Origin of the sequence: Arthrobacter sp. JUb115, from assembly GCF_004365035.1 — a bacterium.
GTDB lineage: Bacteria > Actinomycetota > Actinomycetes > Actinomycetales > Micrococcaceae > Glutamicibacter.
Map to the genome: position 1 here is coordinate 24,604 of NZ_SOBS01000015.1, position 25,757 is coordinate 50,360.

The 25,757-nt window shown below is 62.8% G+C and carries 25 protein-coding genes, 1 tRNA gene and 2 pseudogenes; 9 read left to right on the forward strand and 19 right to left on the reverse strand.

Features of this window, described 5'->3' with window-relative positions:
- Nucleotides 1–206: 206 nt before the first annotated feature.
- Both EDF61_RS17885 and EDF61_RS17890 read right to left on the reverse strand, forming a co-directional pair.
- On the reverse strand, nt 207–1,418 hold the full coding sequence (locus EDF61_RS17885) for an MFS transporter (protein ID WP_286172346.1): 1,212 nt from the start codon (nt 1,416–1,418) through the stop codon (nt 207–209).
- 63 nt (nt 1,419–1,481) lie between these two features.
- Entirely contained in the window at nt 1,482–2,147 is a 666-nt protein-coding gene (locus EDF61_RS17890) for a hypothetical protein (RefSeq protein ID WP_133835044.1), read from the reverse strand.
- 160 nt (nt 2,148–2,307) lie between these two features.
- On the opposite strand from EDF61_RS17890, the gene EDF61_RS17895 reads away from it, so the two are divergent.
- Nucleotides 2,308–2,380 (forward strand) — tRNA-Lys (locus EDF61_RS17895).
- A 90-nt stretch (nt 2,381–2,470) separates the two neighbouring features.
- Here the strand turns inward: EDF61_RS17895 and EDF61_RS17900 are convergent.
- The 7 genes and pseudogenes from EDF61_RS17900 to EDF61_RS17930 form a co-directional block, all read right to left on the reverse strand.
- Nucleotides 2,471–3,064: pseudogene (locus EDF61_RS17900) on the reverse strand (dienelactone hydrolase family protein); the annotation flags it as partial.
- Nucleotides 3,065–3,079: 15 nt separating this feature from the next.
- Nucleotides 3,080–3,331, reverse strand: a complete 252-nt coding sequence (locus EDF61_RS17905) for a hypothetical protein (protein ID WP_013347523.1) — start codon at nt 3,329–3,331, stop codon at nt 3,080–3,082.
- Between the two features lie 75 nt (nt 3,332–3,406).
- Nucleotides 3,407–5,011, reverse strand: a complete 1,605-nt coding sequence (locus EDF61_RS17910; protein WP_133835046.1) for an ABC-F family ATP-binding cassette domain-containing protein — start codon at nt 5,009–5,011, stop codon at nt 3,407–3,409.
- A 213-nt stretch (nt 5,012–5,224) separates the two neighbouring features.
- Nucleotides 5,225–6,007 (reverse strand): CPBP family intramembrane glutamic endopeptidase, encoded by a 783-nt coding sequence (locus tag EDF61_RS17915; RefSeq protein ID WP_133835058.1) that lies wholly within the window; start codon nt 6,005–6,007, stop codon nt 5,225–5,227.
- A gap of 162 nt (nt 6,008–6,169) precedes the next feature.
- Complete coding sequence (locus tag EDF61_RS17920; RefSeq protein ID WP_133835047.1) at nt 6,170–6,871, reverse strand: demethylmenaquinone methyltransferase; 702 nt, start codon at nt 6,869–6,871, stop codon at nt 6,170–6,172.
- A 58-nt stretch (nt 6,872–6,929) separates the two neighbouring features.
- Nucleotides 6,930–7,901 (reverse strand): SRPBCC family protein, encoded by a 972-nt coding sequence (locus tag EDF61_RS17925; RefSeq protein ID WP_133835048.1) that lies wholly within the window; start codon nt 7,899–7,901, stop codon nt 6,930–6,932.
- Between the two features lie 11 nt (nt 7,902–7,912).
- Nucleotides 7,913–8,251 (reverse strand): ArsR/SmtB family transcription factor, encoded by a 339-nt coding sequence (locus EDF61_RS17930; RefSeq protein WP_105658988.1) that lies wholly within the window; start codon nt 8,249–8,251, stop codon nt 7,913–7,915.
- A 502-nt stretch (nt 8,252–8,753) separates the two neighbouring features.
- Between EDF61_RS17930 and EDF61_RS17935 the strand changes: the two genes are divergently transcribed.
- From EDF61_RS17935 to EDF61_RS17965, 7 genes are all read left to right on the forward strand, one after another.
- On the forward strand, nt 8,754–9,353 hold the full coding sequence (locus tag EDF61_RS17935; protein ID WP_105658987.1) for a TetR/AcrR family transcriptional regulator: 600 nt from the start codon (nt 8,754–8,756) through the stop codon (nt 9,351–9,353).
- Entirely contained in the window at nt 9,353–11,131 is a 1,779-nt protein-coding gene (locus EDF61_RS17940) for an alpha/beta fold hydrolase (protein WP_133835049.1), read from the forward strand. Before EDF61_RS17935 ends, EDF61_RS17940 begins: the two co-directional genes overlap by 1 nt.
- Before the next feature lie 93 nt (nt 11,132–11,224).
- Nucleotides 11,225–12,445: a GAF domain-containing protein gene (locus EDF61_RS17945; RefSeq protein WP_105658985.1), complete on the forward strand. Its 1,221-nt coding sequence runs from the start codon at nt 11,225–11,227 to the stop codon at nt 12,443–12,445.
- Nucleotides 12,446–12,608: 163 nt separating this feature from the next.
- Entirely contained in the window at nt 12,609–14,132 is a 1,524-nt protein-coding gene (adh, locus tag EDF61_RS17950) for an aldehyde dehydrogenase (RefSeq protein ID WP_133835050.1), read from the forward strand.
- Between the two features lie 149 nt (nt 14,133–14,281).
- Nucleotides 14,282–15,313, forward strand: a complete 1,032-nt coding sequence (gene adhP, locus EDF61_RS17955) for an alcohol dehydrogenase AdhP (RefSeq protein ID WP_133835051.1) — start codon at nt 14,282–14,284, stop codon at nt 15,311–15,313.
- A gap of 168 nt (nt 15,314–15,481) precedes the next feature.
- Nucleotides 15,482–15,907, forward strand: coding sequence for a DUF779 domain-containing protein (locus tag EDF61_RS17960; RefSeq protein WP_013347532.1), 426 nt, complete (start codon nt 15,482–15,484; stop codon nt 15,905–15,907).
- A 9-nt stretch (nt 15,908–15,916) separates the two neighbouring features.
- Entirely contained in the window at nt 15,917–16,369 is a 453-nt protein-coding gene (locus tag EDF61_RS17965) for a pyrimidine dimer DNA glycosylase/endonuclease V (protein WP_133835052.1), read from the forward strand.
- A 20-nt stretch (nt 16,370–16,389) separates the two neighbouring features.
- Here the strand turns inward: EDF61_RS17965 and EDF61_RS17970 are convergent, their stop codons facing one another.
- From EDF61_RS17970 to EDF61_RS18005, 9 genes are all read right to left on the reverse strand, one after another.
- Nucleotides 16,390–17,373, reverse strand: a complete 984-nt coding sequence (locus tag EDF61_RS17970; protein WP_133835053.1) for a diaminopimelate dehydrogenase — start codon at nt 17,371–17,373, stop codon at nt 16,390–16,392.
- A 114-nt stretch (nt 17,374–17,487) separates the two neighbouring features.
- Entirely contained in the window at nt 17,488–17,646 is a 159-nt protein-coding gene (locus tag EDF61_RS18910; RefSeq protein ID WP_166650877.1) for a DUF8730 family Cys-rich protein, read from the reverse strand.
- A gap of 22 nt (nt 17,647–17,668) precedes the next feature.
- On the reverse strand, nt 17,669–17,947 hold the full coding sequence (locus EDF61_RS17975) for a metal-sensitive transcriptional regulator (RefSeq protein WP_105658980.1): 279 nt from the start codon (nt 17,945–17,947) through the stop codon (nt 17,669–17,671).
- Between the two features lie 27 nt (nt 17,948–17,974).
- On the reverse strand, nt 17,975–18,319 hold the full coding sequence (gene trxA, locus EDF61_RS17980; RefSeq protein ID WP_105658979.1) for a thioredoxin: 345 nt from the start codon (nt 18,317–18,319) through the stop codon (nt 17,975–17,977).
- A complete protein-coding gene (locus EDF61_RS17985) occupies nt 18,316–19,185 on the reverse strand; it encodes a sulfite exporter TauE/SafE family protein (protein WP_133835054.1) in 870 nt (289 codons plus the stop codon). Before EDF61_RS17985 ends, trxA begins: the two co-directional genes overlap by 4 nt.
- Nucleotides 19,186–19,188: 3 nt before the next feature.
- Nucleotides 19,189–19,728, reverse strand: a complete 540-nt coding sequence (locus EDF61_RS17990) for a rhodanese-like domain-containing protein (protein WP_105658977.1) — start codon at nt 19,726–19,728, stop codon at nt 19,189–19,191.
- Nucleotides 19,729–19,760: 32 nt separating this feature from the next.
- On the reverse strand, nt 19,761–21,146 hold the full coding sequence (locus EDF61_RS17995) for an MBL fold metallo-hydrolase (protein ID WP_105658976.1): 1,386 nt from the start codon (nt 21,144–21,146) through the stop codon (nt 19,761–19,763).
- Nucleotides 21,147–21,265: 119 nt separating this feature from the next.
- Entirely contained in the window at nt 21,266–21,718 is a 453-nt protein-coding gene (locus EDF61_RS18000) for a hypothetical protein (protein WP_105658975.1), read from the reverse strand.
- A 4-nt stretch (nt 21,719–21,722) separates the two neighbouring features.
- Nucleotides 21,723–22,391: a GntR family transcriptional regulator gene (locus EDF61_RS18005; RefSeq protein ID WP_133835055.1), complete on the reverse strand. Its 669-nt coding sequence runs from the start codon at nt 22,389–22,391 to the stop codon at nt 21,723–21,725.
- 130 nt (nt 22,392–22,521) lie between these two features.
- Between EDF61_RS18005 and EDF61_RS18010 the strand changes: the two genes are divergently transcribed.
- Nucleotides 22,522–25,353: an FAD-binding and (Fe-S)-binding domain-containing protein gene (locus EDF61_RS18010; RefSeq protein WP_208294307.1), complete on the forward strand. Its 2,832-nt coding sequence runs from the start codon at nt 22,522–22,524 to the stop codon at nt 25,351–25,353.
- A gap of 71 nt (nt 25,354–25,424) precedes the next feature.
- Here the strand turns inward: EDF61_RS18010 and EDF61_RS18015 are convergent.
- Nucleotides 25,425–25,757: pseudogene (locus tag EDF61_RS18015) on the reverse strand (HNH endonuclease); the annotation flags it as partial.

The window sequence follows — 25,757 nt, forward strand, 5'->3', positions numbered from 1 at the left end:
TGGTACCAACGCAGAACAGTTTACGACGTGGAAGTTAACGAATCGTATTTGAAGGTGCCGGACCGGGAACGCCTCTCGGCGGAAGGCCGCTCGAAGCGGCAGAATTTTGGAGCCCGGGGTTACCAGCGGCCCGGCACCGATACCTAGTGTTCTCGCCCGGCACCGGTGCTGTCAACCGCAGACCGCCACCCGTGCGTTTTCTCACGCTAGCGGCGCACGCTCTTCTCGGCTCCGCTCAGGCAGAGCAGGGCGCAGCAGAACCAGATCGCGCCCGCCGGCCCCAAACCGGCAGCCACGGTACTTGAAATAATCGGCAAAGCTACTTGTCCGACCCGGTTTCCCATGAGTCTCACCGCCAATGCGGCACCGCGATCCACCGCCGGAACCGACGTGGAAATCATGGTCATGGTCATCGGCTGGCCCAGGCCCAGGAAGAATCCGCCAATCAGCAGCGCGGCTCCCGAGGCCCATAAGTTGTCGATGAATACCGGTGCCAGCGCAATGGCAATGCCCGAAATGTACAAGCTGGTAACCAGCAGGTGGTTGCGTTCAAAGTGGGCCGAGAGCTTGGGGATGAACAGCCGTGATATCACCGAGGCGAGGCCTCTAATGGCCAAAAGCACACCAACATCTTCCGGTGTGACACCATGTTTCTCCGCGACCAGCGGCAAGAACGCCGTGAGGATGTCCAGCATGGCCAGCAGGGTCATCGAGGCGAACATGTGCGAAGCCATGCGATTGACGCGCAAAACAGAGGCAAGGGAAGCCATGGACTTCTGCGGGCGAGTATTCGACTTGGTTTTGGAGATCCGCGGCTGCCAGCTCGGAAGCAAGAAGGGGATGGCCAGCAATGAGCATCCGGCGGCAATCCACAAGGACAGGCTGATATCGGCAATGCGTTCCGGGGAAGTGGCATCGGTGCCGGAGCCGAGCACCAAGCCGCCGATCAGCGGTCCGGCGAATTGCCCGGCCGCATAGGCTGCGGTGAACCAGCCGAATCCCTTGTCCAGATCGCTGTCGGGGAAGAACCGGGCTATGGAAGATTGCCCGCCAATGGTGAACATCAGATGCCCAAGTCCCAGCACGGCACTGGCCAGGGCCACGGTCAATGCGTTGGGCGAGAAGTTGATGCCGATGCCGCCCGCGGCCAGCAAGGCCACGCCGGCGACCATCAAGAACCGCACCCTGCGGATCCGCGAACTGATGCGGCCCAGCATCATCGCGGTGAACAGCGGGAGGATGGCATAGGCCGCGGTTACCACGCCGACGGTGAACTCGCCGGAGCCAAAAGAGATGAGCTTATAGGTGGTCACCGGGCGGATGAGGTTCAGCGCCGTTTGCGAAAGCAGCGCCGTTGCGATCAAGATCAGCAACCAGCGCACGAGTCCTGAAGAGTTGGTCCTCGATGCTGCGCCCACACCCACCTGCCTAAGATTGAGGGGTAACTTCCCCAGTCCATCCTAGAGGGGCGGGGCCGGTTTTCAGTCCAATGCGTCTTGGCGCCAAAGGCGGGCGCAGACTTCCAAGTCCGCTGCGGTGCCGTCCAGTGCCCGCGCTTGCTGGGTCAGTTTGGTGCCGCGATCGCTGTTGGAGAAATCTGCCGCATCGGCATGCTCGGTCATGCCCAAGGCCAATACCCGGCAATAGGCGGCGGTGCGTTCCAAGGCATGGGCGAAGTCGCCGTTGAAGGCGCCGGAGAGGATTGACCCGGTCATCTTCTTCATTTCCTCGGCGGTCGGCGGTTCAGCTACTCCGGCAACGACGCGTTCCACTTCGGCGCGATGGGCTCCGGCCATGAATCGCGCCGAATGCACCTCGGGCTTGCTCATGGTGGCCGCACGAACCGCATACAAGCGCCACAGGGCACCTGGCAGGGAATGGGCCGGGGCTTCGCTCCACAGCTGTGCGAGCACCTCCAGTCCCTCGTCTTCAGCCACCGCGATCAGCCGGTGGGATACTTCGGGATCGTTATTGGCGATGCCGCGCCGCACGAAAGCCTGTGCGGATAAGTGGGCTGCCTCCGATACCCGCGCCGGATCCGCGCCACCCTCGTATGGCTCGAATTCTGCCGGGGCGAAGGGGCGTGGTTTGTGATGGCGGAATCCCGCATCCTGGGCAACTCTTGATCCTGCGCGTGCACCTCTCATGCGCTCCAGAATACTCGCTGATCCTGAGTTCTCCGCTAACAAGTGATTTAGCTTGCAATCCCCAAGATCCAGCGGAAATTACGGGCTGCCGAATTGCGGAATACGCCGATTAATACTCATGCCGATCAATCAGGTAGTATGGATTCTGGCCTTGTGCCGTGCGCCTTTAGCTCAGCTGGTAGAGCACTGGACTTTTAATCCATTGGTCGCGGGTTCGATCCCCGCAGGGCGCACGAAATGAAACCGGACCCGGCTTGCTAGCGCAAGCCGGGTCCGGTTTTTCGATTTATTGTCCGGCATGGAACCAGCGGACTGCCCTCGTGCTAGACGTAGGGCTGAAGGAACTTGACCATGCGTTCCATCACCAACGCGCGAGCTTCTGGATCATGCGAGCGAAGCGAGCTGTCGGTGAACAGGTGCTGCTTGCCAGGGTAGGTGAAGAGCTGGGCGATATCGTCGCCCTCTGCTTCAACGAAGCGCTGAGCTGCCTCCAGGTCGCCTTCCTTCGCGAAGAACGGGTCCTGGTCCATACCATGGATCTGCACCGGGACATTTTCCGGCCACGGCCCGAAGCTCCAGTCGGCGTCCAGATCCACGAAGGATTCGAGCAGGATCGCGGCGATGGCGCCGGGACGTTGCTGCGCGCACTGCTGGGCCAGGGCCGCGCCCCAGGAAGTGCCGATGTAGACCAGCTCTTCGGGCAGTTTGCCAAATAGCTTGTCCACGCGGTCCTGGATCTTGTCCGCGGTCAGCTTGCCTGCCATGCGCATCCCGGCATCGAAATCCTTGGGCAGCTTGCCGGCGTACAGATCCAGTGCGTGCACGGTGTGGCCAGCGGCGCGCAATTCTGCGGCCATCTCCTGCACCCCGGGTGTCAGGCCCTGGACGTGGTGGAAGAGAACGATCGTAGCCATGGGTGCTCCTAGTGGTGTCTAGCGCTCGTCGACAAGGTTTTCAATGCGCTGCGTCAGGTGTTCAATGGCCAAATCCCAGCCGGGCATCTGGCTGTTGATCTCCACGCTGTACCCCTCAACGAGCATGAATTCAGCGCAGGTCAGTGCTTCCTGGCCGGAACCGGTTTCATAGATGAAGGCACGTTTGATGTCTTGCCAGAGCAGGGTTGCGGACTGGTCGATGACCAGACCGGTCTTAACGACTTCGACGGTACGCTGGGGATAGGACATATTCAACTTGCTTTCTCGGTCCTCGGCGGTGTGCTTTGAACAAGTCTAGACCGCCAGCACACTGCCTGAAGGCAATCAAACCGGATTCGGGTAGGTCTTCGTCAAGGTTCCCTGAGGGCCGACTTCCAGCAAATAGTCCAGATCCAGCTGCGACAGGAAATGCTGATCGTGGCTGACTACCAGCAACGCGCCCTTATAGGCGCCCAGTGCTTCACTGAGCTGGCGCACGCTGTCCATATCCAGATTATTCGTCGGCTCATCGAGGATGAGCAGCTGCGCAGTTGGTTCTGCCAGCAGCAGCGTCGCCAGATAGACCCGGAAACACTCGCCGCCGGAAAGCACCGCCAATGGCCGGTCGGCGCTGTCACCGCGCAGCAGCAACCGGGCAAGCATCTTGCGCACGTCGTTCGCGGTTGCCGCTGGCGCCACCGATGCCACGTTCTGCATGGCGCTCAGTTCCCCATCCAGGCCGTCCAGTCGCTGGGGCAGATACCCAACCCGGTCAAGGAAGAGCTGTCCGCCCAGTCCGGGGCCGGGAGCTTCGCCCGCGAGCATCTGCTTGAGCAGAGTGGTTTTCCCGGAACCGTTGGGGCCGACAAGGCCCACGCGTTCGGGTCCCTGGATGATGAACTGGTGATCCGCTGGACCCAGCGCCGCGACCTGCTTGCCCGAGGGCAGCCGCGGATCGGGCAACTCGATGTTGATGTGCTCGGCCTGCCGAACCCGCTGATCGGCATCATCGAGCCGGGCCTGTGCCGAATCGACCTTGCCATCCAGGTTGGAACGCATCTTCCCGGCGTTTGCCTCGGATTTCTGGCGAAGGTGGTTGGCCAGGATCTTCGGCATGCCTCCGGAAAGCTGGGTGGCCCGCCCCTTGCGTTTGGCACGCGCCAATTTCGTTTCGGCTTCTACCCGTTGGCGCTTTTCCACTTTCAGGGACGCCTGGGCGGTTCTGGCTGCCTGCTCGGCTGCCTGCTGTTCGGTTTCGAGCTGCTCCCGGTAAGCGCTGTAGGGCCCTCCGAAAACGCTGAGCTTCCCGTCGTAAAGCTCCACCGTATGCTCCATGAGCTCGAGCAACTCGATATCGTGGCTGACCACGACCAGCGTGCCCTTCCAGGCACGTACAAGGTCGTAGAGCAGCTCACGGGTTGGGTGATCGAGGTTATTCGTGGGCTCGTCGAGCAGCGTGATCGGCGAATCGGCCAGACGCAGGCCCAGTACCGCCAGCAGCATGACCTCCCCGCCCGATAAGGTGGTGATTTTGCGGCCCAGATCCAGGCCGCCGAAGCCCAATGGTGCCAGCTCGGCGCGAGCCCGGGCTTCCACGTCCCAGTTCGCGCCGACCGCATCGAAATCTGCCGGGTCGATGCTGCCTAACTCGATGGCTTCCAGAGCTGCCAGGACCTCATGTATCCCCAGCAGCTGGGCGACGGTGGTGTCCTTTTCCAAAGCGATGGTCTGCGGAAGATAGCTCAGCGGCGCACTGGCTTCTACCGTTCCGCTGGTGGGGCGCAACTGTCCGGCGATCAATTTCAGCAACGTCGATTTGCCGCTGCCGTTGGCGCCGATCAAGCCGGTGAGCCCGGAGGGGAACGTGCCGTCCACATCCGCTAGGGCGTTTTCTCCCGAGGGCCAGGCGAAACTGAGGTGATTGAGGGTAACTGGTGGTGTCAAAGGCATGCGGGGTCCTCTCACGAAGGTGAAGAGGCTGCCGACTGGGGTAATCGCGGAGTTGGCTCAACCACGCAAGGGGAGCCGCAAAGAAATGGATACCGAAGCCGGTAGCCGAAATGAACAAGATGCACCGGCCGGAATCGGTGCGGGGTCATTGGCTGGCTCAGTAGGTATCCATGCCAACGAGTGTAGCAGGGGGGAATTGGGGTGTTAACCCCCTCAGTACAAGAAGACCGGGAGCCATTCCCGGTTGTGCGCGTGGACCAGCGCGAGGAACAGGACAAGGTCGAAGATCAGGTGCACGCTAACTACATAGGACAGGGACTTCGTCAGCTTGAAGGTATACCCCTGCAGCAGGGCGAAGGGGAAGGTCAGCAATGGCCCCCAGGATTGGTAGCCGATCTCCCAAAGGAATGACGAGAAGATCACCGCTTGCAGGATGTTGGCCTGCCAGTCCGGGAAGTGCTGGCGCAGCAATGCGAATGCCGTGCAGATGAAGAACAGCTCGTCCCAGATGCCCACCGAATTAACTCCGAGGAAGAGCCGCCAGAAGATGGCTGGGTCCGAGGCGTCCGGCCAGTTCTGGTAGGCACCGGTGCTGATCAGGTACACCGGGAGGATGAAGAAGCCCAGGGCCACCACCCCCAGCAAGTACAGCTTCGCCGCCAGCGGCCACTTGCGGCCGGTATTCACCGGGAACTTGATGATCTGCTCGCGCAAGGCGAAGCGCGAGATCAGCCAGGGCAGCAGGACTGCCGCGGCCAGCGCGCCACCCATTAATGCCATATGCCCCAGGCTCAGGTCGGCATTCAATGGAACCAGGCTGATGACCACCAAACCGGTTGCGATGAGTCCCAGATGCCGCGCAAGCCTGCGGTCGATGAACCCCGCGCACAGCAGGCTCAGCGCCAGCAGGCCGTAGCCCGCCGGGTCGTTGCCGACGCCGAAAAGCAGCACTGCGGAACCCGAGAGCAGGGAAGCCGGCAGCAGCTTCCAGCTCATCGCGGGGCGGTGCGATTCGGTTGGTATCTGGCTCACGGACACAAGCATGCCAGCTGGGCCGGCAGAAAGACACAGCCCGCCGCCGCGGAACCGGTGCTTTAAAGCTTCTGGCCCGCATCCGTCATTTCGGCTGCGGGCCAGAAGGAAAATTCTGGAGAAGTGCTACTTCCAGGCGCGGTGGACGGCGACGATGCCACCGGTCAGGTTGCGGTATTCCACGTTCTTCCAGCCAACGTTGACGAACTTGGCACCCAGCTCGTCCTGGTCTGGCCAAGCCGCAATGGATTCAGCCAAGTAGGCGTAGGCGGTCGGGTTAGGGGAAACCAGGTAGCCCAGCGCGGGAATGGCGCGCGGCAGGAACTGCTTGTAGGCCACCTTGATCGGGGCGACCGTCGGGGTGGAGAACTCGGCGACGACGATGCGTCCGCCGGGCTTTATCACGCGGCGCATTTCGGACAGGGCCTTCTCGGTGTCTGCGATATTGCGCAGCCCGTAGGAGATGGTCACTGCATCGAAGGTGTTGTCCTCGAATGGCAGGTCGGTTCCGTCTCCGTAGACGAAGTTCAGCTGCGGGTAGCGCTTGCGCCCTTCATCCAGCATGCCGTGGGACATATCGCAGGCGGTGACGTCAGCGCCGGCTTCCGCGAGCGGGACCGAGGAGGTGCCGGTGCCTGCGGCGAGGTCGAGAATGCGCTCGCCGGGCTTTGGCGCGATCGCTTCGGTGGTGATCTTGCGCCAGTAGTTCACGATGCCGCCGGTCATCAAGGTATTGAGCAAGTCGTAGCGAGGAGCCAGCTTGTCAAACATTTCCTGAACCTGATCGGCCTTCTTATCCAGGCCTGCGCGCGCATTCTGAGAACTCATGGGTCTAAGTCTTTCATATTTGCGCGCGCGAAGGCGCCGGATGTGGGGCGAATCGCCCTTAGAGAATCGATTCGAGCCGGGCGTAGCTGGCCTCCATTCCGTCGGTCATTCCGGTGGAGAGCACCATGTCGCGGGTTTGCGCGTCTGGGTAGGTGATCAGGATCGTCAGCAGGGTGCCGCCCTGGTTCGATGTCAGCGTTAATTCATTCACCGTGGCCGGGTACTCGGTGCCAATCATTTGCTCCGTGGTCCGCTCGTAGGACTGGGGCAACGTTTCAAGCACGGTTCCAGTGAAACCGAAACCGGAGCCGTCATCGGCAGATAGCGGTTCCCACCAGTACCGGTAGGTCTCGCCGGCCTCTTGCGCCGTCACGCATTCAGCCAACTGCCATCCGTCGGGGCCGAGCATCCAACGCTTCATGAGCCGCTGGTCATGGTGGGCCTGCCAGACTTGCGCCACTGACCCGCGAACCAAGCGGGTAATGCGCACCTGGGTGTCCGACAGGATCTGTGCGTCGGTGATGAAATCTTCGGCATAATTGCGCAGGTCGATGAGGACTTGCTCGATCTGGCTCATGGCCGAACGGGTGCCGTCGATCATGCCCATTGCTACGACCTGCTCCAGGTCCTCGGCGGAGTCGAAGGTGGAGGTGATGGCCAATTTCGTTCCCTCGGATGTCGGATCGAAGGTGAAGACTATGCGATTGGACGGCAAGTCGGTATTGGGCGTGCCGTCGGCGTGCGCAAAGCCGTCACTGACCTCGAAGAATTTGTGCTCGACGACTTCGTTCCAGATCCAGTATCCGTGGAATTCTTCGCCTTCGGGAGAAGTCATGTGGTAATTCGAACGGCCACCAGGGGCGGCATCGTGCCGGGTGAAAGTTGCCGGGTATTCCACCGGCCCCCAGAATTTTTCAAGTTGCCGGGCGTCCAGGTAAGCATCCCACAGGCGGGAAACCTTGACCGGAAATTCTGCGTGGACAGTCAGTGAGAGTGCTTCGGAATCTTTGACAACGGATGTGACAGGCATGGGAATGCTCCTTATTTGTCCCCATCGGCGAGGAAATCATCGAGCCGGCTGATGCGTTGGCGCCAGATGTCTTCGAGGGAAGAGAGTAGCTCTTGCGCGTGCCGGATGGTATCCGGCTGCCCGCGAACTATGCGTTCGCGACCACGTGCGATTTTTGTGACCAGACCAGCGGATTCCAATGCCGCGACGTGCTTCTGAACTGCCGCAAAAGACATGTCATAGCTTGCAGCAATTTCCGAAACGCTCACCTCGGCGTTTAGCGTCCGCCGCACGATGTCTCGTCGTGTGGCATCTGCCAAGGCGCGGAAGACCTTGTTTGCCTGTTCTTCGCTCAACTCATATACAACCATTTGGTTGTATGTTACGCCCGGAATGGGCTGGAAGTAAAGAGGTGGATCAAAACTTTTGGAGGTAGTGTACTTATCCCCTATATAATCGACATTGTATAGGTGATATGTCACCTGCGAATTTTAGCCTTGGGATTGCGCGCCGCGGGGCCGCCCCCATGCCACTCGCGAGCAGCCGTTCCCATGTCGGGAACAGGGTGCTGATGCGCATCGTGCGCGGATTTCCGATTTGCCGAACCCGAGGCGGTGGCCGATGCGATCGCATCCCTTGCCTCGGCGAGGCGTCGGGCATGAGCGGAGCGAATTCCCCAGTGCGCCCTGAGGCGACTGCTTGCGCAAAGCCTGGACGGGGCAAGCATCATCCATGGCTCCGGTGATCATGATTCAGCGCTTCTGCAGCGTCGCGCCCAGGATTGCTTGGGCGCGCGTGGCAAGTGGATGCGCTGCCCGGGGCGTTCGAGAGGCCGGATTGTAAAAATATATAGACTGGTCTATTTTTAATTGTATGACTTCCAAAGGAGACCTCACCAAGGCACGGCTCGCAGAGTCCATGCTTGAACTCATCCAGACCAGCGGATACAGCGGCACCGGCCTCAATGCAGTGATCGAGCACGCTGCAGCACCAAAGGGGTCGGTCTATTTCCACTTCCCCGATGGGAAAGAGGGGCTGGGCGTGGCCGCAGTAGAACTGGCCGCCAAGCAATTCGAGACCATGATTATCCAGGTCGCCCAGAGCGCAGGAGGTGCTGCCGAAGCCGCCAAGCTTGCTATCCAAGCGTTGGCCGCCATCATCAGCGATAGCGGCTTCCGCTTAGGCTGCCCCGTGTCAGTGGTGACCTTGGAAATGGGAGACTCAAGTGAACGCCTGCGGCAAGCCTGCGCCACCGCATTCGAGTCATGGATCACTCCGACCACTGCCCTGCTCGAAGCCGATGGCGTGGGCAATGCCCAAGCGAAGTCCCTGGCAACTGTTATCGTCTCGACCATCGAAGGGGCCGCCATCGTTTCCCGGGCGATGAAAAGCACCCGGCCGCTTCTCGCCGCCGCCGACGCGGTAGCCGACCTCATTGGCCTGCGCCAACAGGGCGAAGGGGACCAGAATTGATGCACGGAGCCAACCTTCGCCATGCGCTGGTTTTCGGGGCATCGGGACTAATCGGCAGGCATCTGATCCTTGCCCTCCTCGACGCCCGAACGCAGGTAACAGCAGCTGTCCGGAATGCTGAATCCGCAGCGAAGGTCAAGAATTGGCTGAGCCAGCACGGACTGGAACAAGAGATCAATACCGCGATCGTCGACTTCGACGCCCCTGAAATCCTGGCTGGCGGACCTGCGGCCTTCACCAGCGTCACCGAAATTCACAATTGCGCCGGAACCTACCGATTCGGCATGAGTGCGCAGGAAGCCCGCAGCGCTAATGTTGGCATTGTCGAGAAGCTGGTGGATTTTGCTGCAGCACTGCCAGAGCTGCAGCGCATTGTGCATATTTCCGGCTACCGAGTCGGCGGGCAGGATCCCTCGAAGGTTCCGTGGCCGCAGGACTGCCGCGATCATCTCTACCGGAAACTAGGCGCTTACGAAGCCTCGAAAGTGGAGTCCGACGCGGTCTTCCAAGCCCTCGGCAAAGAACACGGAATCCCTTGGACCATCGTCAATCCGGCCAGCGTCATCGGCCACAGCATTACCGGGGAATCCGACCAGCACATCGGGCTGGCCGGCACCATTGAGCAGCTCTGGGAAGGGAAAACCGCAGCTCTTCCCGCAGGTGACTCGACTTTCTTGCCGGTGCTCACGGTCGACTATATGGCTGCGTTCATGGCGGCCGTGGCCATTGCGCCGGAGGCGATAGGCAAATCCTACTGGCTGCTGGATGATGCCACTGCGCCACTGGGGCGCTTGCTGGCCGAAACTGGCCGGCATCTTGGCGCGAAAGTCCCCAAGCTGCGCTTGCCCGTGGGTCTAATCAAGGCTCTTCCTTCGTGGGTCACCAAAGCCGATCCGGAAACGCTCCACTTCATGTCCGCGGACCGCTATCCGACCGGGCCCGCGATCGAATTCGCCAACCGGCACGGAATCCAGATGCCTGATGTTGGTTCCTCTCTGGAGCGCTGGGCCGACTATCTGGCCGCCCACCGATTCGGGGCCGCGGCATCTGGGGCACGCCGCTATGTAGATGTCGGGGGAGTGAGAACTTTTGAGCTGGGCGACCGCGAGGAACGCCGGTTGATCTTCCCTGGCCTTCCGGTAAATGCCGATACCTGGGCCGCAGTAGCTCAGGGCATTGGCGGACGGGCCGTTGACCTGCCAGGGCTTGGGCTCAGCGGCGGACGGGGCGTCCCGGATTGGGACCGGTGGCTTCCCGCTCTCCTGGCAGGCGGCCCGGTGGATCTGATCGGGCACTCCATCGGGGCAGCCGCCGCCACGCTCGCCGCGGGTCGACTGCCGGGCAAGGTCCGCTCGCTGACCTTGGTTGCGCCGTTTTTCTTGCAAGGGCACGCAGGGAAGGCGCCAAGGTTCCAGCCGCTGGTCCGCGGCTATTTGCGCCATGCGACCGCGGAGCAACTCTCACGTCAATTGACCGGCAACGAGGCGAGCTCAACTGCCTTGGTCTCCAGCGTCAGCGATCTGAAGCGAAGTACCGCCGCCGCGGTAGCTGGCCATCTCGCCCTGGCGAGTTCCAAGCAGTGGCGCCGGCAGTTGCGGGAGATGCTCGATCGCTATGACGGTCCGCTCCGAATTATCTGGGGAGCCGAAGACCCATTGGACCCCGCCGCAATCCGGCAGCTGGAGTCCCGGCCCGAGGCTGGACTGCACTCCATTCCCTCCGCGGGGCACCACCCGCAGCTGACCCACGAGGATGCCCTGATTGAACTGTTGAAGTAGGGGTTGGAGCACGCCTCTTCTCAAGCATCCCCTCTTCGCCTAGTCTGGTTGGAACTGCACAGAACCATCTTTCCGACGGGGTGAAGGGGGAGCGTGAGCACATCTGCCATCGACTGGTCCAACGCAACTCGCCGCGCACAAAAAGCCCGCGAGCTGCTCTCCTCGCAGGAAACCGGACTGGGCGACCTCCCATTGCGCAATGACGTGCGCGAATCCTGGAAACGGTCGCTGGCCCAAACAGGCTCGGTTCAAGAACCGCCGGTTCTGAGCAACGACCGGTTGCGCCTTGCCCGCGAGCGCAGCGAGCTCCAGCGGATTTGGCCTGTTTTCGAAAAGCTCCTTGTTCCCGCCGCAACCGACGCCAATCTCTTGGTCGCCCTTGCGGATGCCGGCGGAACCTTGTTGTGGGTTGCGGGAAGCACCAGTTCGATGAGCCAAGCCGAGCACGTGGGCTTCATGGCAGGTGCCGACTGGGCAGAAAAGAGTGTTGGCACATCCGCGCCGGGAATGGCGCTGGCAACCGGGGCCGGTTCGCAGGTCTCGGGGGCTGAGCATCTCTATGAGCAAGCCCAGCAGTACAGCTGCTCGGCGGTACCGATCCGCGATCCGCGCACTGGTCAGGTAATTGGCGCAATCGACCTGACCGGTGGCCCGGAAGCCGTTGCCACGCACTCCTTGCCGCTGCTGCAAGCGGCGGTCATGGCTGCGGAAACGCAGCTGCTCTTGCCGGGTGCCGGAGTCGTGGCCGATCCCGACTACCTGGACTTGGGGCGCTCTGATGGGGCCCATCTGGGATCAGTGCCGATTTCCCTTCGCCATGCAGAAATATTGACCCTTCTGGCGCACTACCGGGAAGGCCTGAGCACTGCCCAGCTGGTGGAAGAGCTGTTCGAGCGTCCCGATTCCGCGGCCGAGGGCACGGTCCGCGCCGAAATCGTCAGGCTGCGCAAGGTACTCGCGGGCCCAGGCGGGCGTGCCTTGACTTCACGCCCGTACCGCCTTCAGTGGGACCTGCATACGACCCTTGGCCGCCTATGGCGTGCACTGGAGCAGGGCGATCTCGATTCCGCCCTGCCGCTGTACTCCCCGGGCCTGCTGGCCCGCTCCCAGGCGCCAGGCATCGTCTCGCTGCTGTACCGGACCGAGGCCGCGCTGCGTGAAATGGTGCTGGATCGAGGAACTGCGCATCAGCTGCTGAACCTGGGCCGCCAGTTGGCTGACCCTGGCCTCTTGCGAGCTGCCTTGCGCGAATTGCCTGCGCAATCGCCAGCGCGCTCACTTGTCGTCGCCGAGGTCCAGGCCCTCGAGAACTAGGTTCCTTGCCATTGCCGTTCCTCCCGCCAGGCACGAACATGCCATTGCGGTCATCTGGGACCCGTTGCAACCTGCCTGCAACCTTTATGTGACTAGAGTCACAAGCATGGTTCCGCGATGATGCCGTCGCGGCCAGGACATCCGATTAAGGAGACGTGGAGCAATGGCGGTTTACGCAAACCCGAATACCGATGGAGCACTGGTCAATTTCAAGCCGCGCTACGAGAACTACATCGGCGGTGAATGGGTAGCCCCGGTCAAGGGCATGTACTTCGAGAACATCACCCCGGTCACCGGCAAGGTCTTCTGCGAGGTGGCCCGTTCCACCGCAGAGGACGTCGAAGTAGCACTGGACGCGGCGCATGCGGCGGCTGGCGCCTGGGGCAAGACCAGCCCGGCCGAACGCGCAGTCATCCTGAACAAGATCGCGGACCGCATCGAGGAAAACCTCGAAATGCTCTCCGTGGCCGAGACCTGGGATAACGGCAAGGCGATCCGCGAGTGCCTGAACGCCGACCTCCCGCTGGCGGTGGACCACTTCCGCTACTTCGCCGGTGCTATCCGCGCCCAGGAAGGCAGCCTCTCCCAGCTCGACGACGACACCACCGCATACCACTACCACGAGCCGCTGGGCGTGGTCGGGCAGATCATCCCGTGGAACTTCCCGATCCTCATGGCCGTCTGGAAGCTCGCCCCGGCGCTGGCAGCCGGCAACGCGATCGTGCTCAAGCCCGCCGAGCAGACCCCGGTCTCGATCCTGGTGCTCATGGAGCTGATCGGCGACCTGCTGCCAGCCGGCGTGCTGAACGTGGTCAACGGCTTCGGCGTGGAAGCGGGCAAGCCGCTGGCCTCCAACAAGCGCATCCGCAAGATCGCCTTCACCGGCGAAACCACTACCGGCCGGCTGATCATGCAGTACGCGTCGGAAAACCTGATCCCGGTCACCCTGGAGCTGGGCGGCAAGTCCCCTAACATCTTCTTCGAGGACATTGCCTCCAAGGACGATGCCTTCTACGACAAGGCCCAGGAAGGTTTCACCCTGTTCGCGCTGAACCAGGGCGAGGTCTGCACTTGCCCATCGCGTGCACTGATCCAGGAAAGCATCTACGAGAAGTTCATGGGCGATGTCGTGGCCCGCACCAAGGCCATCAAGCAGGGCCACCCGCTGGATACCGAGACCATGATGGGTGCCCAGGCCTCCAATGACCAGCTGGAGAAGATCCTGTCCTACATGGACATCGGCAAGGCCGAGGGTGCCAAGGTGCTGCTTGGCGGGGGACGGGCGGATCTGGGCGGGGAACTGTCCGGCGGCTTCTACGTGCAGCCGACCATCTTCGAGGGCACTAATGACATGCGCATCTTCCAGGAGGAGATCTTCGGTCCGGTGGTCGCGGTGACCAAGTTCAAGGACTATGACGACGCGATCTCCATCGCCAACGACACCCTGTACGGACTGGGTTCGGGCGTGTGGAGCCGCAATGGCAACGTCGCCTACCGTGCGGGCCGTGCCATCCAGGCCGGACGTGTCTGGGTCAACCAGTACCACGCCTACCCGGCGCACTCGGCCTTCGGCGGATACAAGTCCTCGGGTATCGGTCGCGAAAACCACCTGATGATGCTGGACCACTACCAGCAGACCAAGAACCTGCTGGTTTCCTACTCGGAAGACAAGCTGGGCTTCTTCTAGGAGCAGTAGCTGCCACGAGCAGCATGAGATGACAACAGACCTCGAAGGTGCGGGGCCAGCCGGGACAGCGTCCGGGGATCGATTGGCCTCATCCCCCGCACGCCAGCCGGCACCCCGCACCTTCGAATGCCATGCAAAGGACAAAGTACATGAGCAAGATGAAAGCTGCAATAGTCGAAGGCTTCGGCGAAGAGTTCCAGGTGAAGGACGCCGAGATCCCCGAGCCCGGCCCCGGCCAGGTGCTGGTGAAGCTGATCGCCTCGGGCGTCTGCCACACCGACCTGCACGCCGCCGAGGGCGATTGGCCGGTCAAGCCGAAGCTTCCGCTGATTCCCGGGCATGAAGGCGTGGGCATCGTGGAAAAGCTCGGCGAAGGAGTCACCGAGGTCGCGCTCGGGGACATGATCGGCAACGCGTGGCTGGCCAGCGCCTGCGGGCACTGCCAGTACTGCCGCACCGGCTGGGAGACGCTGTGCGAAGCCCAGTCCAATGGCGGATACTCCGTGGACGGTTCCTTCGGCCAGTACATGCTGGTGGATTCCCGCTATGCCGCGCACATCCCGGAGGGCTCGGATCCCCATGAAATCGCGCCGGTGCTGTGCGCGGGAGTGACTGTCTACAAGGGCCTGAAGATGACTGAGGTCAAGCCCGGCCAGTGGGTGGCTATTTCGGGTATCGGCGGACTGGGCCATATCGCGGTGCAGTACGCGGTGGCCATGGGCATGCGGGTGATCGCCATTGACGTGGCCGATGACAAGCTGGCGCTGGCCTCGAAGCATGGAGCGGAAATCACCGTCAATGCCTTCGCCCAGGACCCGGCCGAGATCATCCAGCAGAAGGTTGGCGGAACGCACGGCGTGCTGGTTACGGCGGTGCATCCAAAGGCGTTCGGGCAAGCGATCGGCATGACCCGGCGCGGCGGAACGATCGTGTTCAACGGGCTGCCCGCCGGTGATTTCCCCGCACCCATTTTCGACATCGTGCTCAAGGGCCTGACCATCCGCGGATCGATCGTGGGAACACGGCAGGACATGATCGAGGCGCTGGAATTCTATGCGGCAGGGAAGATCAAGCCGACCTTCCATACCCGCCCGCTGGAAGACATCAACGCCGTATTCGACGAAATGCGCCATGGCAAGATCGATGGGCGCGTTGTCATCGACTACGCCAGCAGGGCGTAGCCGGATCCGCAACGGTTGATGGCACGGTACCGGATGCGGCTTTTCGAAGCGGCATCCGGTACCGGTGTCCTGGCCGCCCTGGCCGAGCGATGGACGGTGCGGCCCAAAAAGAGGACACTGGCCACAACGAGATAAATCCGGACGTGGACAACGAGGCAGGAGCAGGACATGAGCACCGTAACCGAAACACGCGCCGCAATCGAGGGCGAAGAGTTCTCGCGGGTGGCCTTCACCTCCGAAGCCCTGGACCTGCTGCGCAAGCTGTGGGGGATCCACGGCCCGCTGATGTTCCACCAGTCCGGAGGGTGCTGCGACGGGTCCTCGCCGATGTGCTACCCGGCCGGCGAGTTCCGCACCGGGGGATCGGACATCCGGCTCGGCGTGCTTTCCCTGGACGGCGCTGATGGCACCGCTCTGGGCGACATCGATTTCTGGATGTCCAAGGAGCAATTCGAATACTGGAAGCACACCAAGCTCACCGTGGACGTGGTCAACGGGCGGGGATCCGGTTTCTCCGTCGAAGCCCCGGAGGGCAAGCGCTTCTTGATCCGCAGCGAGATCATCGAGTTCCCGGCTGGCCCGAACCCCGACTAGGCTTGGCCCATGCGACTGTGGTCCCTGCACCCCTCATTGCTCGACGCCAAAGGGCTCGTTGCCTGCTGGCGTGAAACACTGCTGGCCCAGAAGGTGCTCGCAGGCCAGACCAAGGGCTATACCGGGCACCCGCAGCTTCTCCGGTTCAAGGCGCAGCCCGCCCCGCTGGTGCATATGGGCGGCTACCTGCAGGGCTTGTGGGACGAAGCGTCTGTCCGGGGCTATCGCTTCGACGCCGCGAAGATCCTGCATCCGGCAGCCGCCGCGCAGCTGGAAAAGATCCCGGTCACCCAGGGGCAGGTGCACTTCGAGCGCGAGCACCTGCTGCGCAAGCTCTCCGTCCGGGATCCCGCGCGCATCGCCCGCTTGGAACCGGCAGGGCAGGTGGCCCTGCATCCGCTGTTCGTGCAGGTCCCGGGGCCAGTGGAGGCCTGGGAGAAGGATGCGCTCGCCAGCGGATGAGCTGCTGGCCCGGCAAAAGCCTAGAGCAGCTCCGCGCGCAACTGTGCGGGGGACTTGGGCGAGAGCAGCCCCGGGGCCACATCGTAAACGGTCTGCGCACCGGTGATGCCGCGCTGGTTCATCCGGAAGGCGGCCCGGGCGTAAGCCACCAGCACGCTGGAAGTGAATTCCGGGTTGGAGCCAAGGGCCAGCGAATACTCGATGACCTGCTTCTGCTCGTCGCTGGTATTGCCCGAACGGATTACGAACCCGCCGTGGGGCATATTCGAATGCTCGGCGGCCAAGGTCTGCTCGTCGATGAACTCGACGGTGGTGTCGTACTGGTCGAAGTAATGCTCCATGCCCACGATAGCTTCGCGCACCGCCTGCGCATCGGCACCGTCTTCGAGCACCACGAAGCATTCGCGCTGGTGCTTCTCGCGGGTGCTCAAGGAAGGGCGCTCGCCGGCCCGGACCCGGTCGATAGCCTCCTGGCTCGGGATGGTGTACTGCACGCCGGCGGCGACGCCCGGGACGCGGCGGATCGCATCCGAATGCCCCTGGCTCAGCCCGCGGCCCCAGAAGGTGTAGGTTTCGCCGTCGGGCAGCAATGCTTCGCCGAAGACGCGGTTGATCGAGAACATGCCCGGATCCCAGCCCACGGAGAGCAACGCGGTCTTGCCAGCTGCCTTCGCTGGGCCGTCGATGGACGCGTAGTACTCGGGGATGCGGGCGTGGGTATCGAAGCTGTCCACGGTGTTGAACAGCGCCGCGAACTTCGGGCCCTGCTGCGGCAAGTCCGATTTCGAGCCGCCGCAAAGGATCAATACGTCGATCTGTGCGGCGTGCTTTTCCAGCTCATCGATGCCGAACCGCCGTGCTGGTTGAGCCAGTTGGAGGGCCTGCGGGTCACGGCGGGTGTAGACGCCCACCAGCTCCATATCCGGATTCTTGGCGATCGCGGCTTGGACGCCGCGTCCCAGATTCCCATAGCCAGCAATACCGATGCGGATCTTTGAAGTCATGCCTGCCGTTTCCTTGGGGGAGTGAAGTTTGCTCAGCCGCGGATGGGCTAAATACTTCGGATTATGCCAACGAATCCCGGGGCAGTGAAACCCTTGACCCTCTATGACCCCGGTCTAGCCGAACAGGCGCTTGAAGAAGCCCTTCTTCGGTTCGGCTTCGTGGCCCTGGCAGCGGTCCTTATTGGGGACATTGCGCATAGTTGCTTCAACGTGCTGGCCGCAGCCAGCCCACGTGGTCTTCTGGCAGATCTTGCATTGAACCTGGCGGCACATAATTTTTTCCTTGGGGTAGTGGTTAGGACAGGGAGAGGAAGAGCTTTTCGAGTTCTTCGACGCTCAGGCCGTCTTCTTCCTCGGAAGCCTTCTCGGGATCGGCGATGCAGTACTGCATCGCGGTGGAGACAATGGCGAATCCGGCGCGGTCCAACGCGGTGGAGACGGCGGCCAGCTGAGTGACTACCTCTTTGCACGAACCATCGGTTTCCACGGCGTTGATCACCGCATCAAGCTGGCCTCGGGCACGCTTAAGGCGGTTGAGGATCCGCTTGCGGGTCGCTTCGTCAGCAGTACGCATCAATTTCTCCTTGGTACGGGTAGCGGGTTAGTCGTCTTCTGCAATTTCGGCATCCAGGTGTTTGAGTTGGACGAGCAACTGCTCCATAGCGCCAGAGCTCAACGCTCCGGGTTTTGAATGTACAAGTATCCCATCCTTGAACGCCATGAGCGTCGGTATGGATGCAATCCGGGCTGCCTGCGCCAAATCCGGCTGGGTTTCGGTATTCACCTTGGCGAAGGCGATTTCAGGATGCGCCGCGGATGCTTCGTCGAAAATCGGGGCAAAGCCGCGGCAAGGACCGCACCAAGGCGCCCAGAAATCCACGAGCACCAGCCGGTTCCTTGCGATGAACCCAGCGAAGTTCGAAGCTGACAATTCAAGCGGCTTCATCGGGTTTCTCCTTTCAGAACGAGCGGGCAGCGCGCCCCCATCGCCGGAATTTTGTTGCACAGCAGCACCAATGCGCCCGCGAGGGCTGCAACCGCAACTACGACCAGCCCGCCGGGAGCCGGCAGTTCCTGGCTGAGCACGAACACGCCCATGGCCAAGACGAAGTAGCCAAAACCCTTGCGCAAAGCGCGTTCGTCGATCCTGCGCGAAAGCCGTGCGCCGATCAACGAACCGAGGATCGCGGTGGTCGCCAGCCCTGCGGCCAGCGGCCAATCCAGTGCAACTGAATTCAACTGCCCGGCCAGGCCAGTGATCGAATTCAGGGTGATCACCAGCAGGGAGGTGCCCACCGCCTGTTGCATGGACAGCCCGGCCAGCAAAGCCAGTGCAGGGACGAGCAGGAAACCGCCTCCGGCACCGACCAGGCCGGTGACCATGCCAATGCCCAAGCCGACCGGGGCGGACAGCCACAACGACTGTGTTGCGCTGCCAGTGTTTTTCCGTCCGCGGATCATCCCGCGGGCACCGGCCAGCATGATGATCGCGAAACCGAGCATCAGCAGCTGGGCAGGGATCCCGCTGGCCAGCAGCCCGCCGCCAAAGGCGCCAAGCATGCTGGTGGCCGCGAAGACCATCCCCTGTTTCCAACGCACATTGGCCTTGCGGGCATGCGGGATCAGGCTCGTTGCCGAGGTCGCACCGACCACCAGCAGGGAGGTGGCGATCGCTTCCTTGGCGGGCAACCCGGCTACATAGCTGAGCAGGGGAACCATCAGGATTGAACCGCCGCCGCCGAACAGTCCCAGGGACAGCCCGACGATGCTCGCTAGTGCAAGGGCCAGAACCAGCAGCGGTCCGAACTCCATGGCCTACTTCTTTACTTTGTTCCAGGGCATCTTGCCCAAGAAGCTGATCATCGGGCAAGAATCCCGCAGGGCTGAGAACACCAGTCCGCCACCGATGGCCGCCGAAAGATAGGCGAACTTCGGGGAGATGAACTTCGCTCCGAGCAACCCGGCGAGCACCACGGAACCTGCGGTCATGCGCATCTGGCGGTCCAGCGCCCAACGCTGCACGCCGCGCACCATGGTGCCGCCGGCATTTTCGTAGGCGGTGACGCCGCCAAGCAGTACCGTGCTGTGCTCGATCTGTTGCTCCTGCAGGGCACGCTGCGCCTTGGAAGCACGGTTGCCGCTGTGGCAGATCAGCACCGGCTTGCCTGGAATCTTGGCGAGCACCTCGGTGGCGTTGGCGGTGAATTCTTCGAGCGGCACGTTGTACGAGCCGGGAATGTGGAGGGTTTCGAATTCGCCCGCGGTGCGCACGTCAATCAAGGCGAGGTCCGTGTCGGGGGCTTCTACCAGGCATTTAAGTGCTTCGGCGTCCATGGTGGTCAAAGGGGTAGTCATTGAATGCAGTTCAGCTTTCGTGGCGGGGGTGGCTAGTTGGCGAAGGAGGACCAGCCGAGGTAGCTGCCCTCAAGCTCGACGACGTTGTAGCCGGCATCGCGCAGTGCGCTGGCGGCCACGGCATTGCGCATGCCGCTTTGGCAGTAGGTGACGATGGTGCCGCCGGCGGGCAGCTGATCGAGATTCCACAACACCCGTCCGCCGGACAGCTGCTTGGCGCCCGGGATATGCCCGGCGGCGAACTCGGTCTTGTTGCGGACATCCAGCAGCATCTCGTACTCGAAATCGTCCAGCTGTGCCGGGGTGATCGACTTCGGCTTCACCGTTGGCAGGCCTTCCAAGCTGGTGGTGAAACCCTTGACCGCGTCGATGCCCACGCGCATTAGGTGGGCGCGGATCGTCGCGGCGTGTTCGCCGGTCTCGGCCAGCACGATCAGGGCGCGTTGGTCCTTTTCCGGATCGTAGGCCCAGGCGCCGAAGCTGGCGGTCTTCGCCGTACCCGGGATGGACAGCGCGCCGGGAACGGTGCCTGCGGCGATCTGGGTGTGCCCACGGGTATCGACGAACACCGAGACCCCCGCCTCCAGCTGCTGGAGGAGCTGCTGGACGGGTATTTCAGCTAGGGGGTCGAGCTGGCCCAGGATGGCTGGGCCCAGGCGGTTCTGCCGCTTCATGCGGCCGAAGTAGGCGTGGGCGTCAGGCTGGCCGTTGAGCAGTTCGGCGATGAAGCCGTCCTGGTCGTCGTTGGCCAGGTAGGTGCTCCACCAGGCGAACTCGCGTTCGTAGCCCAACGTGGTGGAAGGGACCGCGCCCAGCGCTTTGCCGCAGGCGCTGCCCGAGCCGTGGCCTGGATGCACCTGGATGTAATCGGGCAATTCTGCCAGGGTTTTCTTCAGCGAAGCAAAGAGATCGCGGGCGCCTTCGAAGCGGGTATCGACACCGCCGGCGGCCTCGTCCAGCAAATCCGGACGGCCTAGGTCGCCGGCGAAGATGAAGTCGCCGGAGAGCAGGTAGCCAGGGTCTTGGCTGAAGGCTCCGTCGGTGATGGCGTAAGCCAGGTGCTCCGGGGTGTGGCCCGGGGTGTGGCGGGCGGCGATGCGCAGGTTGCCCAGCGTGATGATATCGCCATCCATCAAACGTTCTGCCTCGAATCCGTACTGCCAATCTTTGCCGCCCTCGCCCGAAACGTAGCTGGTGGCGCCGGTGGCGGCGGCTAGTTCGCGGGTTCCGGAAAGGTAGTCGGCGTGGATGTGGGTTTCAGCGACGGCCGTGATGCGCATGCCGTGCTTGGCAGCCAGGGCAAGGTAGTCGGCGATGTCGCGGCGCGCGTCGACCACGAGAGCTTCGCCTTTGGCCTGGCAGCCGATGAAGTAGCTGGCCTGCGCGAGATCTTCGTCGTAGAGGCGTTCAAGCAGCATGGTTGGTTCCTTTCAAGGTGGATTGGAACCAGACTAAACTATACCCCCGGGGGTATGTCAAAAATACGGGTGGGGGTATGTGCGGAGGCCCGCAATGCCGCTAGGTGGGAAAGGTGTTTTTATGCCCGGGTGAAAGTGCGCAGCCAGCCGGTTAGCCGCAGCTGCTCCGCGGGGTCCAAGGTTGCCAATAGCTGCAGGGTGCCGTCGTCTGCGGGGCGCAGAATACCCAGGTGATCGGCTGGAACATCGGACATCGCCTCGCCAGCCGGGGAATCGGGCGATGCGCTCGCCGCCCTGGAGATGAAGACCTCGTCGGGTGAACCGTTCCAACCCTCGAGGATCGAGATGGTGCCTTCCAGCAGGCGCAGGGCCTCGTGCGCGTGGATCCATGCGGTGGCATCCTTGGCAGCCAGCTCGAACCCGGCTTCGGGAACAATCTTGCGCAGGCCCGTGGCCAGGACGCGCGCTTTCGCGCTGAGCCCCTCGGCCTGGAAGGCGGCTACCGCATCCAGGCGCTGTGTCATGCGCGCGAAGTCCTGCTCAATGCTTTTCCTGCTTGCGAAAATGCCCATGCTCCTATCTTCGCCTACCTTGGGAAAGGCTGTCGAGGTGCTCGGCCAATCGGGTGCTGGCGCGGGAGAGGTGCTGGGCCAAAACCTCTGCCGCGCCCTGGGCATCGCCGGCGGCGATGCATTCGAGCAGGCGTTCATGTTCGCTGGCGATGTCCGCGGTGTTCAGCAGCGTTGCATCCTGGACGTGGGTCATGCACAGGCGGATCTCATCGCTGAGCTGGCCGTAGATTGCGCTGGTACGGGTCGAATCCAGGGCCTGGACCAGTGCGGAGTGGAAGCGGACATCCGGATCGACGATCTGGATCGGGGAAGCATCGCGCGGTGCGGTGATTTCGGCATTGGCCTCGCGTGCAGCTTCCGGGACCTGTCCGGTGCTGGCCAGCAGCCGCACGGCCTCTGCTTCGATGATGGCGCGGGTGCGGTAGATGTCGCGGGCGTCGGCGGATGAGAGCAGCGTGACTTTCGCGCTCTGATGCGCGTTGCGCGTCAGCAGGCCGCTGGCAACGAGGTTCTCCAGCGCGGCCTTGGCGGTTGGCCGGGCCACTTCATAGTGCGCGGCGACGTCCACTTCGCCCAGCGGGGTGCCGGGGGACAGTTCCCCGCTGAAAATCCGGGCACGCAGTGACTTGACGACGGCCTGAACCACGGAAACCACACCTAAACGGGCCGCCATCAGGGTCCTTTCGAGCCGCGGAAAATTTACCTAACAAGTATCCCATGAATAGTACTACTATCGCTTGTATACTTGTAAGACAATTTTCGTATTCGGCAAGCGCCGCTTGCCAACTGCACAGGAGCGCACCATGGCATTGAGCACGCCAGCACTCGGAGAAACGACGGTTTCATCCGGCATCCTCGATCTGGTCGGCGACCAGGATCGCGTCAAGACCCGATCCATCGACCGCGTTGCCTACGCCTCGGATGCCTCGCACTACCTGTACACGCCGCAAGCTGTCGTGCTGGCCAAGGACGCCGCGGAAGTCTCCGCCCTGCTGGCTGCGGCCGCGCGCGGCAACCAGCCGGTCACCCTGCGCTCGGGCGGCACCTCGCTGGCCGGGCAAGCCAGCGGCGACGGACTGATGATTGATGTGCGCCGCAACTTCCGCGGCATCACCGTGCTCGATAACGGAGCGCGCGTGCGTGTGCAGCCCGGTGCCACCGTCCGCCAGGTCAACGCGCGCCTGGCCGTCTATGGCAGCAAGCTGGGGCCGGATCCGGCCAGCGAGGCGGCCTGCACCATCGGAGGCGTGATCGCGAACAACTCCTCGGGGATGGCCTGCGGCACCGAATTCAACACCTACCGCACCCTGGAATCCATGACTTTCGTGCTCCCCTCGGGTACCATGATCGACACCGCGGATCCGCAGGCCGACCGCAAGCTGGCCGCCGCTGAACCGCAACTGGTCGCCACGCTGGACAAGCTGGGCCAGCGCGTGCGCAGCAACCCGGCCTCGGTCGCCAAGATCGAGAAGCACTTCGCGCTGAAGAACACCATGGGCTACGGCATCAATGCCTTCCTGGACTACGACACCCCGGCAGAGCTGATGGCACACCTGATCATCGGCTCCGAGGGCACCCTGGCTTTCGTCGCCGAGGCCGTCTTCCGCACCGTGCCGATCCGCAAGCTGGCCATCGCCACCTTGGCCGTCTTCGATAACCTGGATCTGGCCACCCGGGCGCTGCCTGAACTCGTGGATTCCGGCGCCGCCACCCTGGAGCTGATGGATTCCACGTCGCTGCGCGTGGGCCAGTCGCTGCCCGGCGTGCCGGATGCCATCATGGGCTTCGACGTCGACCAGCAGGCCGCCTTGCTGGTCGAATACCATGCGGACACCGAAGAGGAACTGGCCGGGCTGCGCTCCGCTGGCCAGTCGCTGCTCGACGCATCGGCATTGCGCGCCCCAGCGGTGCTGTCCCCAGATGCGAAGAACCGTCAGGCCGCGTGGAAGTTCCGAAAGGGCCTGTATGCTTCGGTGGCCGGTGCCCGCGCCACAGGCACCACCGCGCTGCTCGAGGACGTCGTGGTCCCGGTAGAGTCCTTGGCCGAAACCTGCGACAGCCTGCAGGAGCTGTTCACCGAGTACGGCTACGCTGATTCGGTGATCTTCGGCCACGCCAAGGACGGCAACATCCACTTCATGCTCACCGACCGTTTCGAAGGCGATGTGGCGTTGAACCGCTACAACTCCTTCAACGACAAGATGGTCCAGCTGATTCTGGACAAGGACGGCAACCTCAAGGCGGAGCACGGCACCGGCCGCGCCATGGCGCCGTTCGTGCGCGCGCAGTACGGCGATGAGCTCTACGAGGTGCACCTGGAGCTGAAAGCCGCCTGCGACCCGCGCCTGATGATGAACCCCGGGGTGATCATCGACGAAGACCACGCCGCGCACATCCGCAACATCAAGCTCAACGAGACCATCGAGATCGAGGCCGACCACTGCGTGGAATGCGGCTATTGCGAGCCGGTCTGCCCGTCCAAGGACCTGACCCTGACCCCGCGCCAGCGCATCGTCGTGCGCCGGGCCATCGCCAAGGCCGAAGCCGAGGGCAACGCCGAGCTGGCGGCCGAACTGGAGCGCGACTACGAATACAACGGCGTGCAGACCTGTGCCGTGGACGGCATGTGCGTCACCGCCTGCCCGGTGGGCATCAACACGGGCCTGCTGGTCAAGCGCCTGCGCCGCGAAGACGCGCACCCGGTCCTGGAAGCCGGCTTCAAGGCCGCGGCCAAGGGATGGGGACCTGCCACGCGCGCTGGGTCGCTGGCCCTGAGCATCGCCGATAAATTCCCTGCTTCGCTGGTCCGCGGTGCCACCGATGCTGCGCGCAAGGTGGTCAGCACCGACACCATGCCACGTTACGATGCCGACCTGCCTGGTGGAGGCAAGGCGCGCAAGCCCATGGCCGGCAACTTGGGTGCAGCTGGCACCGAGCCGCTGGCCATCTACCTGCCAGCCTGCGTGAATTCGATGTTCGGCCCTGCAGGAGACGGGGAAGGAGTCGCCCCGGCGTTCACCAAGCTGCTGCACGCTGCTGGCGTCTCGGTTTACGTTCCCGAGGGCATTGAATCCACCTGCTGCGGTACCCCGTGGACTTCCAAGGGCTACGAACAGGGCCATGAGGTCATGGGCCAGCGCGTGCTGGAAGAAGTCCGTGCGGCCATGCCGGGCAAGGACCTGCCGATCATCTCCGATGCCTCCAGCTGCACCGAAGGCTTTGCGCATACCCTGGCCGAGCATGGCTACGAAGTGGTTGACCTGCTGGCGTTCACTTCGCAGCACCTGCTGGAGAAGCTGCCAGCGCTCGAGAAGATCTCCTCGGTCACCTTGCACCCAACCTGCTCGTCCACGCAGATGGGCCTGAACCCGGACATGCAGAAGATCGCAGAGGCTGTGGCAGATACCGTGAACACCCCGGTGAACTGGGGCTGCTGTGGTTTTGCCGGTGACCGCGGCATGCTGCATCCGGAGCTGACCGAGTCGGCTACCGCTCGCGAAGCTGCCGAGGTTCGTGAACTGGATGCGCAGGAACACGCTTCGTGCAACCGCACCTGTGAACTGGGCATGACCCGTGCGACGGGCAAGGAATACCGCCACATCGTTGAACTGCTGGCAGACGCCGCCAGCAAGTAGAGGTCGGAGCAAAGCCGGCGGCGTCGAGCGGCATTAAGCCATGGGTACGCGCAATGGTTGCTTGCCGGGAGTCAGGCTGCGAGGTCTTCGGGGCCGTCCTTGGGCTTCAGCCGTTCCTTGAGTTGCTGTATCCATTGCGAGTCGCGTCTCAATTGCGGGAACGGCTTGTGCGCGTAGCCCGTGGCTGGTGGCGCGGTGGACTTGTAGGACATCGCCGAGCCGGGACAGATCATGATGGTGTGGCCGTTGCCGTAGGTCGTGTATTCGTACCAGCCGGCGGCTTCCTTGGCCTTGTTGCAACTAGCGCATCGGCCATCGCCGTTGAAGACGGTGCTCTTGCCTCCGCGGGCGTATTGCTTGACGTGGTCTATTTCCTCCACGATGCCGTCGCAGAACGGGGTGCG